Below are 17,163 nucleotides of genomic sequence, written 5' to 3'. Positions count from 1 at the left end.
GCGCCCGACGTCGACACCTCGGTCGAACTCTTCACCGCCGGCGCCCGCAGCGAGTTGCTCGAAGCGGTCGCGGGACGCTCGGTGGTGATCGACGTCGAAGTGGCCGAGTCTGGCAGGGCCACTCACCCGACGAATGGTGTGACCGGAGCCGCAGACACGATGACGGGCGTGCCTCGCGCAAATGCTGCCGTCGAGGGTGCACCGGCCTAAGTCAGACGCTCGCTGCCGAGCTCAGCAGCCGCAGCTGTAGTTGAATCCCACCAGCGGATGGCGGAGCCGCAGCGACCATCCGATATGGATGAGGTCGGGATCTGTGAGCGCCCGCCCGAACGGCTGGGGCCTGTCTCGATTCGCCTCGAAGATCACCGGCCAATCTTCCGGACCGCCCAAGAACTGCCAAGCGATCTGACGCAACGTGTCGCCCGGCCGGACCTCGTAGGAGTAGTACACGTCCCACTCAGGTGCCTCGCGGACGCGGACGCCACCATCAGCGGGGTACTGCTCGGCGCTGATCACCCCATCGAGGTCTTCGGCGATGTACTCGGCGAGGGCCTGCTGGTAGGTGATGCCCAGCCGAGTGAAGCCGATGTCGCCGAGCGGGTAGCAGTCTCCGCCGTTGGCCAAGAAATCAACCGTTGCGATCGTGACTGGGTCGCCGTCCACCACGCTCCCGTATCGCACGATCTCGGTGCCGTCGTCCAACTTGACCGACCACACACGACCACCAGTGGGCTCGGTGAGCTCACAGTCGCCGTCGCGGTCGATGCCCTGAGCGGCACCGTCGGCGTCATAGGCAACGCTCATGCCGGAGACGTGCGGGAATTGACCTGACGCACCTGGCAGCGCGCTCAACGCCCGCTCGAGCAGCTCGACCAGCGTGGCCCGATCCACGGTTCCCACGACGACAACGTTGTTGAACGGCGCGATGTCCCACGTGGTGCCGACGGTGACCTGTCCGGCCCCGATCACCGAGTCATTGCGGAGCCCGCCACCGTTGGTGACGGCCACGAGGGGAGCTTCCACGCCGAAACCCGCGGCAAGGTGCGCACCCCGAACCCTCAAGGCGTCGGCCATGAGGCTCCCGATGTTGGTCGACTGGGTGCGCACAACCGGCTTGCGGCCCTCGAGGTCGACTTCGCTCGTGCCGATCTGGGTGCTGTCGACCAGTGCAACTTGCGATGTCAGCGGTTCGACGACATCGGCTTGAACTGTGGGATCGGGTTCGCGGTCGAGCGCTACGCCGATGGACGAGCCCGTCGCCACGGTGACGTTCCCGTCTGCGTCGAACGTCACCTCCAGCTTGCCGATGCAGCGGTAGCCGCCCGGAGCGGTGACCACCGGCACCGGGGTGCTCGATGCATCGTCGACCCACATCGGGTACGGCCAGACCGGTTCTTCGTCGGGCTGGCACGTGTCGCCGCGATTGGCCAGCAGGTCATCGCCGCCGCCGGCAATCACCACATCCACGCCGGTGAGCTCGCCAACCAGTGCCACCTCTTCGCTCACGTCCTGCAGGTGGCTGACCAGGATGAGCTTGTTGACCCCGTCTGCCACCAACCGGTCGGCTTCGGACTGCACAGCGGGCAGCACAGCGCTCACGACGACGTTGCGCGGGCTCGAGATGTTTCCCAGCCGCGGTGTTACCGCACCGATAACGCCGATGCGCTCACCGTCAGCTTCGATCACGGTCGACGGTGCGACCAGCCCGCGCTCTGCCAGCGCTGCGAGGGCCGGTTCGGCCGAGACATCGATGTTGGCGCTCAGGAACGGGATCGGCGGGTCGAAGCTTTCGATGAAACGGGCCGTGACGTCAGGCCCGAAATCGAAGTCGTGGTTGCCGAGCGCCATGGCGTCGTACACACCGCTGAGCGCAACCGAGTCGAACATCGGCCCCTCGCGGTCGAGCGACACGCCCAGCTCCAGCGATGCCAGGAAGTTGTCTCCCGACGTCAGCGTCACCACGGGCCCGGCCTCGGCGGCGGCAGCCTGCAGTTCGCGCATCGCGGCGACGAACCTCGCGACACCCGGGAAGCCAGATTCGGCGTCACCCAGCAGCTTCGACTCGCCGTCATTGTTGTGCAAGACCGTGAGCGTCACGCTCGCGCCCGCTTCGGAGGAGATCAGCGTCGGCTCAGCAACCGGATCCTCCACCTCGCCGGCTTGCGCCGAGACGGGCGTCGCAACCAGCGGTGCCGCCAGCAGCACGGCCGCCACCGCGCCGAAGCGACGCGACCGGCGCAACCGCGGACGCCGACGATCATGATCGAATCTCATCGATGGCACGGCCACCTGCGGCCCCCTTGCGTTGTGTTGCGCCCAGTCTCGCGTCCACCTGATGGCGAGGTCGCATGGCGTGAGGTAGTGATCGAGCCCGAGAATGCCGAGACGGGCAGGCACACTCACCCCACGAACGGGTCGCACTGCGTACTGAGGGCACGCGCGGGCCGGTAGCTTGCTCGGCTGACCCCTCCGAGCGCTGGGTCTGGACTCTGGGCCGGCAGCGCCGGTCGGAATCCGCGCAGGCCGATCGCCGCTGCGACCTTCGAGCCGTTTGGTGCTGCAGCAGTGCCACACAGCATGTGTCGCGCTCCCTCAAAACCTCAAGGACACGTTCATGTACCAGTCGCTCGGGAAATGGTGCTTCGGCCATCCATGGCGGGTTCTGTCGGCGTGGCTGGTGACCGCCGTCGTCCTCGGCGTCATCGCGGGCGGGCTGGGCCCTTCATTCGGTGCGCAGATCTCCAGCCCCGACTCCGAGAGCGGCAGGGCCGGCGACATCCTTGGAGAACACTTCGGCAGCGTCGGTTCGCGCGTCAGCGGGACGATTGTCCTCGAGGCCGCAGGAACCGGTGACGGAGTCGAGGACCCCCAGGTTCGGGCCGCCATGACGCAGCTGCTCGCTGAGGTGGACGCCATTGCCGATGTCTCGGTCGGATCCCCCTACGACGCCGAGGGCGCTCACCGCATCGCCACCACCGGGGCGGCGGCCGGGCGCATCGCCTACGCCGACATCGAGACCGCTCCCGACTTCAACGTCGACGAGTCCGTGGCGCTGAGCGCCGACATCGACCATCTCATCGATGCCAGCGGGCTGCGGGAGCTCCCCGGCGTGCAGGTGCACATCGGAGGCGCGTGGCTGTCCGAGCAGGAGCCTCCCGAGACCGAGGCCATCGGTCTCGCCTTCGCGATCTTCGTGCTCATCGCAGCAGTCGGTTCGGTGGTGGCGATGGGGGCGACCGTCGGCACTGCGCTGCTGGGCGTGGGCATCGGCGCCATGGGCATCGTGATCATCAGCAACATCACGACAGTTCCCGACTTCGCGTCGACCATCGGCGTCATGATCGGCATCGGCGTCGGCATCGACTACGCGCTGTTCATCATCAACCGGTTCCGCGAATGGACTCGTCAGGGTCTCAATCTGCAAGACGCGGTGGGAGCGGCGCTCGACTCGGCCGGGCGCTCGGTGGTGTTCGCAGGCGCCACCGTGGTGCTGTCGCTGCTGGGCCTGCTGCTGGTGGGGCTGCCGTTCATCTCAGGCTTGGGCATCTCCGCAGCGGTGACCGTCGCCATCGTCATGGCGGGATCGATCACGCTGCTGCCCGCAGTACTGGGACTCGTCGGCGCGCGCTTGGGCACCATCAGAGTGCGGGGCATTGCCGCGTCGGCGCTGGTCGCGCTGGCGCTGCTGGGGTTCGGTCTGGGCATCATGCCGCTGCTGGCGGGCATTCCTGCTGCAGTCGCGGTGCTTATCGCCAGCTCGTTCGCCAAGGACCGCAATCGTCTGCGCAGCGTCATACAGCAACGACCCCCCAAGGCCTTGCGCGAGACCGCGTGGTATCGGCTGAGCCGCGTGGTGCAGGCGCGGCCATGGTTGGGTGCGCTCGGCGGCTGTGCTCTGCTGTTGCTGCTGGCGGCACCGGTGCTGAGCCTGCGGCTGGGATTCTCCGACGAGGGCAATTTCCCTGCCGACAGCGGCACCCGTCAGGCCTATGACCTCCTTGCTGAGGGCTTCGGCCCCGGCGCCAACGGACCGCTGCTCATCGTCGCCGAGACCCCGCAGCCGGACGACCTCTCGACGCTGGCGGGTGTCGCCGACGCTGTGCGCATCACCGACGGTGTGGCGATGGCGTCGCCGCCGATGCCGAGCCCCGACGGCGGTGCCGCATTGATCCGTGTGCAGCCGACCACCGGCCCGCAGGACGCTGCCACCGAAGACCTGGTCGAGCACCTGCGAGGCGAGGTGATTCCCGCCGCACTCGCTGGGACGGCGGTCTCGGCGAACCTCGGCGGCAACGTCGCGTTCGGGATCGACTTCAGCGACTACCTCGCGCAGCGGATGCTGATCTTCTTCGCCGCAGTGCTCGGCGCCTCGTTCCTGCTGCTGATGGCGGTGTTCCGGTCGCTGGTGGTGCCGCTCAAGGCGGTGGTGATGAACATGCTGTCGATTGGTGCTGCCTACGGCGTCGTGGTCGCGATCTTCCAGTGGGGATGGCTGGGCAGCCTGTTCGGCATCGAGGGGGCGCCTATCGAGCCGTTCATCCCGATGATGCTGTTCGCGATCCTGTTCGGCCTGTCGATGGACTACGAGGTCTTCCTGCTGTCGCGCATGAAAGAGGAATACGAGCGCACCGGCGATCCGGTCAATTCGGTCGCCGACGGTCTCGCTGCAACGGCGCGGGTCATCACTGCCGCAGCGGCGATCATGGTGGTGGTGTTCGGCAGCTTCGTATTGGAGGACAACCGGGTCATCAAGCTGTTCGGATTCGGGCTGGCGGCCGCCATCGCGTTCGACGCAACCGTGGTGCGCATGCTGATCGTGCCGTCCACGATGGAATTGCTCGGCGCCCGCAACTGGTGGCTGCCCGCCTGGCTCGACCGCATCATCCCCAACCTGCGAGTCGAGGGGGAACTGCCCGAACGGGCACCCGACTCGGCGACCACCGGCGCCTCAGACTCGGCCATCCCATCGGGTGGCGGCAGGGTCTGATCCGCCTCGCAGGCCGATTACAGGGACGAGCTCCAACTATTGGAGTGCCCGGCTCAATCGGCGGCGAAGTCGCCGACCTCGGCGCCGCTGGCTTGCACCAGCTGCTCCGGGGTGAGCTCGAACACCGTGTCAGGGGTGCCCGCGGCTGCCCAGACGGCGGCGTAGCCCAGCAACGCCCGGTCCACCACTGCCCGCAGCTGACGGGCATGGCCGAAGGGCGGCGTGCCGCCGATGGCGTAGCCGGTTGCCTCTCGCACCGCGTCGGCGTCGGCCCGGCTAATGGCACCGACCAGCAGGGCACCGAGCCGGTCGGTATCAACCCGGTTCGCGCCCGAGGTCAGAGCCAGCACCGGCTCGCCGTCGCACAAGAAGACGAGCGACTTCACGATCTGGCCCAGCTCGCAGCCGACCGCCGCAGCTGCCTGCTCGGCGGTACGGGTGCCTTCGGGAAAGCGGAGAATCTCCGGTGCCATCCCCGCTGCTTCGGCCCCGGCCAGGAATCGTTCCCGTGCGCTCAGGCGCGCCGAATTGGGCTTACCGCTGCCGGTCGCCACTGACGAGGTACTCCGTTTGGCGTGACTGGCCGTCTGTCGTTTCGCCGTGGAGCTACTCGGCCCAGGCCTTGACCTGGGAGATGACCTCGAGGGGGTTCTCGGTCTCGGGCGGAACGGTGATGTCGAGGTAGTTGACACCGACCGAGCGATACACCTCGATCCGCTCCTGCACCCGCTCGGGATCGCCGGTCAGGCTGGCACGGTCGACGTAATCGTCGGGCACCGCAGCGAATGCCTCATCGCGCTTGCCGGTCAGGAAGAGGTCCTGGATCTTCTCGGCCTCGTCCACGTAGCCGTACCGCTTGAACAGGTCGTTGTAGAAGTTCTTGTCGCGGGCGCCCATGCCGCCGACGTAGAAGCCCACGTTGTCGCGCACGCCCTTGCGGACCGCATCGACCATCGGACCTGAGCCCAGCGCAACGGTGCCGCCGGCCACGATCTGCAGATCGCCCAAGTCGTCGGCACGGCGGGCGCCGCCCGCTGCCAGCGAATCGCCCCACACGTCGTTGAACTTCTCGGGCAGAAAGTGGATCGGCTGCCACACGTTGGCCAGCTCTGCGGTCAGCTCGACGTTGCGAGGTCCGATCGAGGCCACCGCAATCGGGATGTCGGTGCGGAACGGCTTGCCCATCCGCTTGAGCGGCTTGCCCAAGCCCGTGCCCCCGTCGTAGGGAAGGCTGATGGCCTTGCCGTCGTGAACCACCCGGTCGCCGGACCACACCTTGCGGCAGATCTCGATGACGTCACGGGTGCGGCCGAGCGGCTTGGAGAACGGCACGCCGTGCCAGCCCTCGATCACCTGGGGACCCGATGTGCCCAGGCCCAGGATGAATCGTCCTTCCGACAGCGTGTCGATTGTCATGCCGGTCTGGGCCAAGATCGTTGGGCTGCGGGAGTAGACCGGCAAGATGCCCGACATGATCTCCATGCGCTCGGTCTTGCCGGCCACGAATGCCAGGGTCGACACGAGGTCGAAGCCATACACCTCGCCGCCCCACACCATGTCGACGCCGGCCGCTTCGAGGTCGGCAACATGCTGACTGAGTCGCTTGGGGTCCAAGCTCGCGCCTGCGCCGATTGCCATGGATATCTTCATCTTCTAACTCCGTCTGCCTCGAGGTCGGTTGCATGGTAATAGCAAGGCCACAACATCGTCAGGGTCACCGATGAGCGACGCTCTGCCCGCAGATGCGGACGCCATGTCCGACAGCGGATCCGCCGGCGAGGACTACGAGATTGCCGACGAGATGATCGACACGCTGCGCCGCTGGGTGGACGAGGTGGTCGTGCCTGGATCCTCAGCGCTGGAGCTGGCCGACGAATACCCGACCGAGATGGCCGAACAGATGGAGGAGTTCGGCCTATTCGGTGCGACGATCCCCGAATCGTACGGCGGGCTCGATCTCAACCATGTGACTTACGCCCGGGTGATCGAGGAGCTCTCGCGGGGGTGGATGTCGCTGGCGGGCATCGTCAACAGCCACCTCATCTGCGCCAAGCTCATCTCCCGTTTCGGCACCGACGCCCAACAAGACCGATCCCTCCCCCAGATGGCGACCGGCAAGCTGCGCGGCTGCTTCTCGCTGTCTGAGCCCGACAGCGGCTCCGACGCCGGTGCTCTGCGCTGCCGTGCGGTACGAGACGGCGACGAATTCGTCATCAACGGCACGAAGATGTGGGTGACCAACGGCGAGCGTGCGGGCATCGTGGCGCTGCTGGCGCGGGTGCCCGAGGGAGATCCGTCGGGAAGCTCGGGCATCACCTGCTTCCTGGTGGACAAGACGCCGGGCAAGCACTCGGGCGGCATCACCGTCAGCCGCAAGATCGACAAGATCGGCTACCGCGGTCTGGAGACCGTCGAGATGTCATATGTGGATCACCGGGTTCCGGCAGACCGGGTGCTCGGCGGCGACGGTCTCGACGGAGCCGGGCTCGATGGCACTGGCGGCATCGGCAACGGCCTGCGCTGGGCACTGACAGCGTTGGAACTCGGCCGCATCAATGTGGCCGCCCGGGGCGTCGGCGTTGCCCAAGCCGCCTACGACGCCGCAGTGGCCTACGCGAAGCAGCGAGAGGCATTCGGCAAGCCCATCGCCAAGCACCAAGCAATCGCCTTCAAGATCGCCGAGATGGCCACCAAGCTGCACGCTGCGCGCTTGATGACCTACGACGCCGCCCGCAAAGCCGATGCCGGCGAGCGGGTCGACCTGGCCGCGGGCATGGCCAAGCTGTTCGCGTCGGAGACCGCGGCCGAGCTGTCGCTGGATGCCATGCGCATCCACGGCGGCAACGGGTTCTCCACCGAGTACCCGGTGGAGCGCTACTACCGCGACGCCCCGCTCATGATCATCGGCGAGGGCACGAGCGAGATTCAGAAACTGGTCATCAGCAGGGCGCTGCTCGCAGACGATTGACAGGTTGGCGCCGCGGCAGGCGCCAGCGTCCGTACGCAGCCGGACTGCTGCGGTTAGCTGCGCCCGCGGGCAACCCGGCCTCTAGGTTGGCGGTCCCGCACGTGGAGGCATGAGCAATGGCAGACCGCAAGTCGTTCTGGGCGTGGTGCTTGGAATCGGAGGAACCGACCGACGCCGAAAGGGCCGATCTGGCAAAGAAGCTCTCGGCCCAGTACGGCACCGAGATCGTGGCCAAGCCGGTCCCGTCGGTGGATGATGCCGACCTGCGACCGCCGCGCATCTCGATTCCCGACTCGGTAGCCGGCTGGTGCTCAGTGAGCACCTACGACCGAGCCCGCTACGCCTACGGCGCCCACTTCACCGAGCGCGTCCGGGCCTTCAACCTGGATTTCCCGAACCCGCCCGATGTCGTAGCGCACCCCCGCGACGAGACCGAGGTGGAGGCCACGCTCGACTGGTGCGACACCAACGGCTACATCGCCGTGCCCTATGGCGGCGGATCCTCGGTGGTGTGGGGCCTCACGCCTCCCGAAGACCGCGGACCCACCGTGGTGATCTCGCTGGACCAGCTCGACCAAGTGCTTGAGATCGACGACGTGTCGAGGGCGGCTCGCATCCAGGCCGGCGTGTTCGGACCTCACTTGGAGGACCAGCTGCGGCCCAGCGGGCACACGCTGCGCCACTTCCCGCAGTCGTTCCGCTTCTCCACACTCGGCGGCTGGATCGCCACTCGCTCGGGTGGCCACTACGCCACCAACCACACCCACATCGACGAGTTCGTCGAGTCGACTCGGATGATCACGCCGTCGGGCTGGTGGGAATCGCGCCGGCTGCCCGGCTCGGGCGCCGGCCCGAGCCCCGACCGCATGGTGATCGGTTCGGAAGGCATCTACGGAATCATCACCGAGGCATGGATGCGAATCCAGAAGCGGCCCACGTTCCGCGCCACCGCCGGCATCACCTTCCCGTCGTGGGAAGCCGGCTACGACGCTGTGCGGCGCCTCGTCCAGGCAAAGATGTGGCCTGCCAACCTGCGGATTCTCGACCCGGCCGAAGCCGGACGAGCGGCGGGCATGAACGGCGAGCATGCGCTGGTGATCGTGTCGTTCGAATCGGCCGAGCTGACACAGCGCCACAACATCGCCCAGGCCGTCGAGATCGCCCGAGGCTGCGACGGGCATGTGCCCGACGACGAGATCCAGATCGACGACGGGACGGGAACCCCGACCGGGCGCGGCGGCGCCGTCGGTGCCTGGCGCAACGCGTTCATCGGCGTCGGCAAAGGCGTGGAGACCTCGCTGGGCCTCATCAACGACACGTTTGAGACCGCAATCACCTGGGACCAGTGGCCCGAATTCGATGCCGTGGTGCGCGAGAAGGTCGGTGCTGTGCTGGCCGAGGTGTTCGGTGAGCACCACTCGCTGTCATGCCGGTTCACCCACGTCTACACCGACGGTCCCGCCCCGTACTACACGTGGTCGGGCATGGGCACCCCAGGCGGGGAGCTTGAGCAGTGGCAGGCTGTCAAAGACGCCGCCAATGAGGCATTGGTCTCCGCAGGCGGAACCGCCACCCACCACCACGCAGTCGGACGCATGCACCGACCCGACGCCTACGACCGCCAGCGCCCGGAGCTGTTCGCCGAGGCCGTCCGGGCCGCCAAGAAGCGCCTCGACCCCAACGGCATCCTCAACCCCGGCGTCCTCATCGACCCCTGATCAGCGACGCCGAAGTCTGAGATCAAATCGGAGATCGCTTGGACAGAAGCGGCGCACGCGACTACGTGAGTTGCCGTCACCGCGGGACTCGCGGGTGCAGCGCTCGTGGCCTCTTCGGCGGGGACGTTGAGCGTTTCCGCAAGTCGGCGCCTATTGGCGCTCTTTCATAGCAACCCAACTGCGACCGCGGAGCTTGACCCACTCGTAAGCCCCGGCAATCATGAGCACCAGCAGTATCAGAAGATCCCAGCCCGCGGGGAGCCAATAGGACAGCAAAACCAACGCAGCGCCAATCACTACGGCCGTCCTGCGTCGGCGCTGCCACCAGAATTCCAACCGTCCGGCAAAGGGGTACAACGCAACAGCCAATGCCAACATGAGTGCCAACTTGAGGAGCATGAACGGCACACCCGACACGACGCCCCAAGGGGTCTCGACCCTGCCGAAATGGACGTGGAGGTAGACGTAGATCAGACATGCCACCCCCGCAAGGATGCCCATTGGACCCTTACGCCAGAATTCTCTGGTCAAGATGCCTTTGCGCCAAACTCCTTTGCGCGCTCCCTGCGGCTCTTGAGCGGCCGGCTTCTCTGCGGTGCTCACGGGTTCACCAGATTTCTCGGTGCTCCATCGCCCAACAGCTGCCAAGAGACAGCGAGCACGGCGAGCAACCGCAGCAGCCGTTGGGGGGTGTCGGGCACGCGGATACCGCCCGCAGGAGGGACTGTCATGGGTTCAGAGTAGCTCTTGGCGCTCATTCGCATTCCCGACCGTAGGTGTCGCACTCATAACGGCGGTTGATCTTCTTGAATTCGGCGGTCGGCAGGTTGCCTTTCCGCCATTGCTCCTCAGCACGCGCGCGGCCGTCCGCATCGATCTTCCCATCATCGTTCTCGTACGGGGTGTAGCTGTCGTCGTCGGAGTCTGAATCGTCATCTGATTCGTCGTCTTGGTCGTCGTCTCCGGTGCCCGGTAGGCGGCCGTCCTCGATCAGGTCTCTGACTTGCTTTTGAATGCGCTCATAGAGCGCGTCGCAGGGGCCTGGAAGCTCTTGCTCGAGGACAGCGCCGGCAATCCATCCCCAAACTTTCGCGCCTGCGTTGATCAACTCTTTAGCCGCTTTGGCGGCGATACCGCCCGTGCCAAGAGTGCAGACGACTTGTTGCGTGGCCTCTATCCGCACCTCGTATGACTCGATCACAAGGTTTGCGAAGGTGTCGATTTCATTGGTTTCTGGGTGCACGGTTTCTTGGGAATGGCAGTTCTTTCCGTCGTGCGTGTGCTCCCCTTGTCCGCAGTGATGGTCTGGGGGTGCGCTGTCGTGACAAGCCAAGCCGTCGTGAGCATGGGGAACGCCGCCGAAAATGATGATGTCGATGTGTCTGCACGCATGAAGCCAGCGGTCCTCGTCGTCTTTGTCGTCTTCGCAGGGGGATTGCTGCTTGGGAGTGTGTCCGACATGGGGTGTCCATGTGCCGGTGCCGCAGGGGATCTTGGTCCAGTCGTGGTTGGCGTGGCAGGTGCTCCCGTTGCGGTGATAGCCCGTGGCGCATCGCGTCGGGTCGCGGCCGGTCTTGCAGTCGGGTGGGGTGCCGGTCTGGCCTGCGCGGCATTCCGCCTTCTGGCAGTTCGGGGGTGTGCCAGTCTCCCCGGCGGGGCATTGCGGCGGGGCTGTCGTGGTCGTCGTGGGCGGCACGTAGACGGTCGTGGTGGGCGGAGGCTGCGTCGTGGGCGGAGGCGGCGCAGTTGTCGGGGGTGGCGGCGGTTCGGTTGTGGCGGGCGGCGGCGGGTAGCAGTTGGGGGGTGTGCCGGTCATGCCTGCTGGGCACACGGGCTGGGTCACCGGCGGGATGGGGTAGCAGTTCGGGTAGGTGCCCGTCAGGCCTGCGCCGCAGCGGTGGACGTGGGAGACGTTGACGGTCTCGGTCCAGCACTGGCGGCCTGCGAATGGGTCATAGGAGCAGCGCTGCACGGTCTTGGTGCGTGTGTCCGCGCCGGCGTCGTCGGGGGTCGCGAGCGGCACGATCACCATGGCGGCGGCGAAGGTGAGCAGCGCGAGCAGCGCTGTGGTGAGTCTGTTGGACATCGGCGGGTGCCTCCGGTGGGTCGCAGCGGATTTGGGTGATCCGCGGCTGCGCCGTCCGTCCCGGGGGGACCCATGCAACTGGTGCCGTCCGTGAGGGCCGGCGCTGCCGCGAATCCTTCGTTTTCCACCCGCCGCGATCGAATGGCGGCACGCAGCGCAGCGCAGGCGGCGCGGCGTCGGCAGGACGCGGCGCTGAGACCGCGATCTCTCAACGGCTACAGGGGTTTGCGGTCGCGGGCGCACAAGTACGAGTCGCGGACCGCGCTGATGCCTGAGACAGCTTGACGGCCTCGCGTCAGTGTGTTAGAAAACGAAGGAATACCGGCAGGTCCTGGGCATGACAGACACGAGTCCGGTTGCCGGGACCGCGACACCGTCCGTGTGCTGCGGCCGAGTCAGCACCGGCCAGCAGGCCGAATCCGGCTACGGCCTCTTAGCGCAGCGAGAACGGGCCGAAGCGCGCCCTGCTCGCTCACCGGGATCGCCTCCACCGTTTGGATCGCCGGCAAGAGCGTGCCCGGGCCGGCGGCACACATCGCCTGTGGAACACACACGCAGCACGCGACACCCTCACCACCGTCACGCTCGACGCCGAAGCCGAGACGGAATGCCGACGCCACACCGACGCCTGAACCAACGGCGTGGGGACTCGACCGCCTGGCGACAACGAACCCCAGACGCGACAAGCGGCCGCCGCTGCCGAGATTGCTCCCGGCGGCGACGGCCGCCTGTGTTGCTGAGTCAGATGTTCAACGCCCGCCTAGCGGCAGCCGCTGACTCTGACGCGCCGTCTGCCTAGCGGCAGCCGCCGTTGTCCTTGTCCCAGGCGCAGTTCGGCGAGCCGCCGTTCACGTCGACGATGTCGCCGACGATGTCCCACGTCTGCTCCCCGGCGTCGTACTGGCTGAAGTCGGAGCCTTCGATGTAGTACCCGTCCACAGCGCCGTCGGCAGCGAAGTTGATGCCGTCGAGCAGCAGCGGGTGGTAGATGTCCAGCGACCGTGCAGCCAAGATGAAGTTCGTCCTGCTCAGGCCACCGGGCAACTGGGCCGCCACCCGGACCGCCTCGGTGTGCGGGTAAGCAAAGTAGTAGCCGGTGCCCAGCAGCGAGATCTCGGGATCGAGACCCCGGTCTGCGAGCTCACCGCGCAGGAACGAAATGAACGGCTCATCGACATGTTTCGGGTCGGTGGAGTCCTTGACGCCGCCGCCCACGATCCACCAGTCGTCTGCAGAATCGCCGGCTGGCGCCATGTAGGCCGCCACGGCCTTGCAGACCGACGGGGTGAACGCAACCGACAGGTCGTCGAGCAGGCCCGAATTGTCGACTTCTTGGATGGCGAGCAAGCACGGGTTGCCGGCAGTCATGGAGATGAACACGTCGGGGCTTCCAGCGGCGATCGTGGTGACCTCGTTGGTCAGCGTCGGCGCAGCCGGGTCGTGACGCACTGCGTCGAATTCGCTGACCACGTCAGGATTGGCCTCGGCATAGGCGTGGAAGCCCAGCTCGTAAGCCAGGCCGAAGTCGTTGTCCATCACCAGACCGGCCACCTTCACCGGCAGCTCGTCGGCCAGGTTGTCCCTGATCCAGTTGCCCCACAGGATCGCCTCGGTCGAGTACGACATCTGCATGCCCGTGGTCCAAGGGTGGTGCACCGGATCGCCCCAAGCCGGGTGACCTGTTGCGACCATCACCTGCGGGATGCACTCGTCGTTGATCTGGTCGTACACGGCAAGCGTGTTCGGCGATCCCAGCGTGTGCAGCGCGAAGACGTTCTCAGACTCGATCAGTTCGTCGATGAACTCGATGGTCTGGGCTGCGACGTAACCGTCGTCACGGGAGATCAGCACCATCTCCTTGCCGTCCACGCCGCCGTTCTCGTTCACGAACTCGTAGTAGTTCTCCCAGCCGACGGTGATGTCGCCGTATGCGGCCAGATTGCCCGACTTCACGGTCGTCTGGCCGATCCGGATCGTGTCCTCGGTGATGCCGGTGGTGTTCGACCAGTCGGCCGGGCACTCGTTCATGTCGATCTCGAATCCCGACGGGCCCCGCAGGATGCCGTCGTCGCCGACGCCGTAGTCGCCAGCCTCGATGCCCGCGGTGAGATTGGCCACAATGGCTTCTCGCTGCGCAGCCGCCAGCTCCCAGATGCCGTCGATGGTGTCCAGGTTGAAGTCGTCGATGTTGACGCTCATCATGCCGTCGTCCATGTCCCCGTCTGACATGTCGCCGTCGCCTTCGGCGGCGTCTTCCTCGAGCGCCTCCTGGGTGATGCCGCCGCCGATCGAGCCCTCGTCTTCGGGCTCGGCCTCGTCAGCCATGTCGTCGTCGGACATGTCGTCATCAGACATGTCGTCATCGGCCGTCTGCGTGCCCGCATCGGTGGTGCCATCGTCGTCTGCATCATCGTCACCGCCACCGCATGCAGCTGCGATGAGCGAGAACGCGAACAGCAGCGCCAACAGGCGCCACAACCGCCGGTGTGATCCGGTCATGAAATTCCCCCTTGATTGCCATCCCGCGCCCACGGCCGGGCGGCCCTGCAGCACATGGTGGTTCGGGCGAACCTAACTGCCGCCGCTGCGGCAATGCAAACCGAGAACGCCGACGTGCGACGAACCATCCCGCAGCATTCGAATCCGCGTTCTGCACTATCCACCAGACCGCCCCAGGTGAGACACACCGTGCGCTTCTGCCGGGAAAATGGTCAATACCGGTACGGTTGGGTGCATGACAGATGAAACGAAATCGGTTACGACCACAGAGCTGGCAGTGTGTTACGGCCGCGTATCAACCAGGGAGCAGGCCGAACGCGGACACGGACTCGCTGCTCAGCGCGAAAAGACCGAGGGGTACTGCGCCCTCATGGGAATGACGCGTACTGAGTGGATCTCCGACGAGGGTGCCTCGGGCGCGAAGAAGCCGCATGAGCGACCCGGCTTGGGCCGCGCTCTGAAAATGCTCGCCTCTGGAGAAGCCGATGCGTTGGTCGTGCCCGCCTTGGACCGGCTCGGCCGCTCGGCCCTCGACGTGCTCGGAATCGCTGACTGCGCCGAAACCCAGCAATGGCGGCTCGCCGTGGTCGGGCAGATGGACTCCGGCTCACCCGAGGGACGCGCCACGCTCACCGTCATGGCAGCGATGGCCGAACTCGAGCGGGGCCTGAACAGGCGGCGCACTACCGAAGGCCTCAGAGCAGCCAAACGCGCGGGGAAACGCCTGGGCCGCCCTCCGTCACCTCACACCCGCGCCGCGGGCGCCCGCGTCGCCGCACTGCGCGCCGAAGGCGCCACCTGGCGAGCCATCCCCGCCGTGCTCGACACCGAAGGCTTCCGCCGCGCCGACGGCACACAGCGCCCATGGAACGTACGCGCCGCACGAGACGCCCTCACCACCGTCACGCTCGACGCCGAAGCCGAAGCAGCACGCAAACGCCACACCAATTCCTGAACCGGCAGCCACCACGACAGGCCAAGACGCAACCGGGCCGCTGTCACGCCGGCGACGAAGAAAGCGGCTGCGCCGCATCCGCTTGCCGTCGGTAGCACCGCGAGTTCATTATCTGAAGAATGACGAAGGCTGCGACCCCCACGGATGCGACTACCCACGGCGTAACGTCGGCGTCCAGCGCAATAAACACACCCCACAGCACCGCAACCTGGGCAGCTTTGTCGAGGATCCGCAACCTCAGAGGTAGCCGGGCCGACGATGCGCTCCGCTGTTCACCGCCTGCCATGCCAGCGGCACGACGGCGAAGCGCGGGCGGTCGGCCGCCAGATCGTCGCCGTCGAGTGGCTGGCTTCGCATCGAGGCTGGAATGACGGAAGCGCATGGGTTCAGGGTAGTCGGAGGGGCTCATCGGCCCAGCGCCGCGCAGGCGTCGGCCCAACCCTGGGCGCAGTCGCGGCGGTTCTGGGCGTCTTCCAGGTCCCTCTTGAGTTGGTCGCGTTCTTCAGAGTTGCTGAAGCTGCCATTACGCCACTTGGTCTCGAGTTCGTCGACTTCTTCTTGGAGGTCTGTCAACGAAGGCGGACCGTCGCTGTCGCCGCCGTCGCTGTCGTCGCTAGAGGCGATGGAAAAAGCGGTGGCGATGACAATCGCCCCGCCGCAGGTTCTTTCCAACGTGCTTTTGCCTGACGGGCTTGCCACCCAGGCGACCCATCCAGGTGCCGCTGCGCCCGCTGAGGCCGCCGTCGACTTGACGATTAGCGTTATCACGACAGCACAGCCGCCTATAGCGGCGAGGCCTTTGACGAGGACTTTCCACTCTTCAGGCGTCTCGTTCCAGACCTTTTCGATTGCTTCGGCGATCTCTTTGCCAGCCTGCTCCCTGATCCTGGCGTTCTCGAGCGCTGCTTCGCCGTTCTCCTCGGCGATCTTGTTGAGGGCGGCGCGGGCGGCGTTCAACGCTCCGTTTCGGATCAATCCGGCGATGCGGATGAGTTCGTTTCCGATCTCGTCGTCAGCGCAGCTACCCGAACCGTGGCCGCCTGTCTCTGTTTGCCCGGCGGGGCAGTGGGAGTCGTCCAGGCGATGGCAAGCGGAGTCGCCGCTGCTGTCGCCTATGGGGTGCCGGTGGCGCTCGTAGGTCCTCAGAGGGCCTTGGTACGACGAGCACGACTCAACTGTGTCCGTCGTATCGCCGTCGTCGTCTTGGTCGTCTTCGCAGGCGGGCCGTTGTTGGGCGGTGTGGCCGCTGTGGGGTGTCCATGTGCCGGTGCCGCAGGGGATCTTGGTCCAGTCGTGGTTCGGATGGCAGCCGGTCCCGAAGCGGTGGTGGCCCGTAGCGCATCGCGTTGTGTCGCGGCCGCTCTTGCAGTTGGGCGGGGTGCCGGTCTGCCCGGCGAGGCATTCGGCTTTCTTGCAGTCGGGTGGGGTGCCGGTCTGGCCTGCGCGGCATTCCGCCTTCTGGCAGTTCGGGGGTGTGCCAGTCTCCCCGGCGGGGCATTGCGGCGGGGCTGTCGTGGTCGTCGTGGGCGGCACGTAGACGGTCGTGGTGGGCGGAGGCTGCGTCGTGGGCGGAGGCGGCGCAGTTGTCGGGGGTGGCGGCGGTTCGGTTGTGGCGGGCGGCGGCGGGTAGCAGTTGGGGGGTGTGCCGGTCATGCCTGCTGGGCACACGGGCTGGGTCACCGGCGGGATGGGGTAGCAGTTCGGGTAGGTGCCCGTCAGGCCTGCGCCGCAGCGGTGGACGTGGGAGACGTTGACGGTCTCGGTCCAGCACTGGCGGCCTGCGAATGGGTCATAGGAGCAGCGCTGCACGGTCTTGGTGCGTGTGTCCGCGCCGGCGTCGTCGGGGGTCGCGAGCGGCACGATCACCATGGCGGCGGCGAAGGTGAGCAGCGCGAGCAGCGCTGTGGTGAGTCTGTTGGACATCGGCGGGTGCCTCCGGTGGGTCGCAGC

At 66.6% G+C, this 17,163-nt stretch carries 13 protein-coding genes; 5 read left to right on the top strand and 8 right to left on the bottom strand.

All coding sequences use genetic code 11. The features are described 5' to 3' along the window. Positions 1–231 precede the first annotated feature (231 nt). A complete protein-coding gene (locus ACOOF5_RS09460; protein ID WP_420438491.1) occupies positions 232–2,214 on the bottom strand; it encodes a 5'-nucleotidase C-terminal domain-containing protein in 1,983 nt (660 codons plus the stop codon). A 400-nt stretch (positions 2,215–2,614) separates the two neighbouring features. Between ACOOF5_RS09460 and ACOOF5_RS09455 the strand changes: the two genes are divergently transcribed. After that, entirely contained in the window at positions 2,615–4,987 is a 2,373-nt protein-coding gene (locus ACOOF5_RS09455) for an MMPL family transporter (RefSeq protein WP_420438489.1), read from the top strand. 53 nt (positions 4,988–5,040) lie between these two features. On the opposite strand, the gene ACOOF5_RS09450 is transcribed toward ACOOF5_RS09455, so the two are convergent. Both ACOOF5_RS09450 and ACOOF5_RS09445 read right to left on the bottom strand, forming a co-directional pair. Further along, complete coding sequence (locus ACOOF5_RS09450; protein ID WP_420438487.1) at positions 5,041–5,460, bottom strand: YbaK/EbsC family protein; 420 nt, start codon at positions 5,458–5,460, stop codon at positions 5,041–5,043. 133 nt (positions 5,461–5,593) lie between these two features. After that, a complete protein-coding gene (locus ACOOF5_RS09445) occupies positions 5,594–6,637 on the bottom strand; it encodes an LLM class F420-dependent oxidoreductase (protein ID WP_420438485.1) in 1,044 nt (347 codons plus the stop codon). A 70-nt stretch (positions 6,638–6,707) separates the two neighbouring features. Here ACOOF5_RS09445 and ACOOF5_RS09440 point away from each other — a divergent pair, with 70 nt between their 5' ends. Both ACOOF5_RS09440 and ACOOF5_RS09435 read left to right on the top strand, forming a co-directional pair. After that, positions 6,708–7,955, top strand: a complete 1,248-nt coding sequence (locus ACOOF5_RS09440; RefSeq protein WP_420438483.1) for an acyl-CoA dehydrogenase family protein — start codon at positions 6,708–6,710, stop codon at positions 7,953–7,955. A gap of 116 nt (positions 7,956–8,071) precedes the next feature. Further along, entirely contained in the window at positions 8,072–9,673 is a 1,602-nt protein-coding gene (locus tag ACOOF5_RS09435; RefSeq protein ID WP_420438481.1) for an FAD-binding oxidoreductase, read from the top strand. 150 nt (positions 9,674–9,823) lie between these two features. Here ACOOF5_RS09435 and ACOOF5_RS09430 read toward each other — a convergent pair whose 3' ends face one another. The 3 genes from ACOOF5_RS09430 to ACOOF5_RS09420 form a co-directional block, all read right to left on the bottom strand. Further along, complete coding sequence (locus ACOOF5_RS09430) at positions 9,824–10,156, bottom strand: hypothetical protein (RefSeq protein WP_420438479.1); 333 nt, start codon at positions 10,154–10,156, stop codon at positions 9,824–9,826. A gap of 116 nt (positions 10,157–10,272) precedes the next feature. Continuing rightward, positions 10,273–10,404 carry a hypothetical protein gene (locus ACOOF5_RS09425; protein ID WP_420438477.1) on the bottom strand — a complete coding sequence of 44 codons (132 nt, stop codon included), beginning with the start codon at positions 10,402–10,404 and terminating at the stop codon, positions 10,273–10,275. 23 nt (positions 10,405–10,427) lie between these two features. Continuing rightward, positions 10,428–11,759, bottom strand: coding sequence for a hypothetical protein (locus ACOOF5_RS09420; protein ID WP_420438475.1), 1,332 nt, complete (start codon positions 11,757–11,759; stop codon positions 10,428–10,430). Between the two features lie 494 nt (positions 11,760–12,253). On the opposite strand from ACOOF5_RS09420, the gene ACOOF5_RS09415 reads away from it, so the two are divergent. Continuing rightward, a complete protein-coding gene (locus ACOOF5_RS09415; protein WP_420438473.1) occupies positions 12,254–12,391 on the top strand; it encodes a hypothetical protein in 138 nt (45 codons plus the stop codon). Between the two features lie 163 nt (positions 12,392–12,554). Here ACOOF5_RS09415 and ACOOF5_RS09410 read toward each other — a convergent pair whose 3' ends face one another. Further along, positions 12,555–14,258: an ABC transporter substrate-binding protein gene (locus ACOOF5_RS09410; RefSeq protein WP_420438471.1), complete on the bottom strand. Its 1,704-nt coding sequence runs from the start codon at positions 14,256–14,258 to the stop codon at positions 12,555–12,557. A 208-nt stretch (positions 14,259–14,466) separates the two neighbouring features. On the opposite strand from ACOOF5_RS09410, the gene ACOOF5_RS09405 reads away from it, so the two are divergent. Then, positions 14,467–15,213: a recombinase family protein gene (locus tag ACOOF5_RS09405; RefSeq protein WP_420438469.1), complete on the top strand. Its 747-nt coding sequence runs from the start codon at positions 14,467–14,469 to the stop codon at positions 15,211–15,213. A 405-nt stretch (positions 15,214–15,618) separates the two neighbouring features. On the opposite strand, the gene ACOOF5_RS09400 is transcribed toward ACOOF5_RS09405, so the two are convergent. Beyond that, on the bottom strand, positions 15,619–17,136 hold the full coding sequence (locus tag ACOOF5_RS09400; protein WP_420438467.1) for a hypothetical protein: 1,518 nt from the start codon (positions 17,134–17,136) through the stop codon (positions 15,619–15,621). Between the last annotated feature and the right edge of the window lie 27 nt (positions 17,137–17,163).

It is taken from the genome of Candidatus Poriferisodalis sp. (assembly GCF_965214215.1).
Classification (GTDB): Bacteria; Actinomycetota; Acidimicrobiia; order Acidimicrobiales; family Poriferisodalaceae; genus Poriferisodalis.
Note: the sequence above shows the minus strand (reverse complement) of the source record. Positions and strands in the feature narration are given on the sequence as shown.

Bases quoted from the DNA above. Each gene is read 5' to 3' on its own strand.
- ACOOF5_RS09455 (WP_420438489.1), top strand. From the start codon at position 2,615: ATGTACCAGTCGCTCGGGAAATGGTGCTTCGGCCATCCATGGCGGGTT.
- ACOOF5_RS09450 (WP_420438487.1), bottom strand. From the start codon at position 5,460: ATGGCACCGGAGATTCTCCGCTTTCCCGAAGGCACCCGTACCGCCGAG.
- ACOOF5_RS09445 (WP_420438485.1), bottom strand. From the start codon at position 6,637: ATGAAGATATCCATGGCAATCGGCGCAGGCGCGAGCTTGGACCCCAAG.
- ACOOF5_RS09440 (WP_420438483.1), top strand. From the start codon at position 6,708: ATGAGCGACGCTCTGCCCGCAGATGCGGACGCCATGTCCGACAGCGGA.
- ACOOF5_RS09435 (WP_420438481.1), top strand. From the start codon at position 8,072: ATGGCAGACCGCAAGTCGTTCTGGGCGTGGTGCTTGGAATCGGAGGAA.
- ACOOF5_RS09425 (WP_420438477.1), bottom strand. From the start codon at position 10,404: ATGACAGTCCCTCCTGCGGGCGGTATCCGCGTGCCCGACACCCCCCAA.
- ACOOF5_RS09420 (WP_420438475.1), bottom strand. From the start codon at position 11,759: ATGTCCAACAGACTCACCACAGCGCTGCTCGCGCTGCTCACCTTCGCC.
- ACOOF5_RS09410 (WP_420438471.1), bottom strand. From the start codon at position 14,258: ATGACCGGATCACACCGGCGGTTGTGGCGCCTGTTGGCGCTGCTGTTC.
- ACOOF5_RS09405 (WP_420438469.1), top strand. From the start codon at position 14,467: ATGGTCAATACCGGTACGGTTGGGTGCATGACAGATGAAACGAAATCG.
- ACOOF5_RS09400 (WP_420438467.1), bottom strand. From the start codon at position 17,136: ATGTCCAACAGACTCACCACAGCGCTGCTCGCGCTGCTCACCTTCGCC.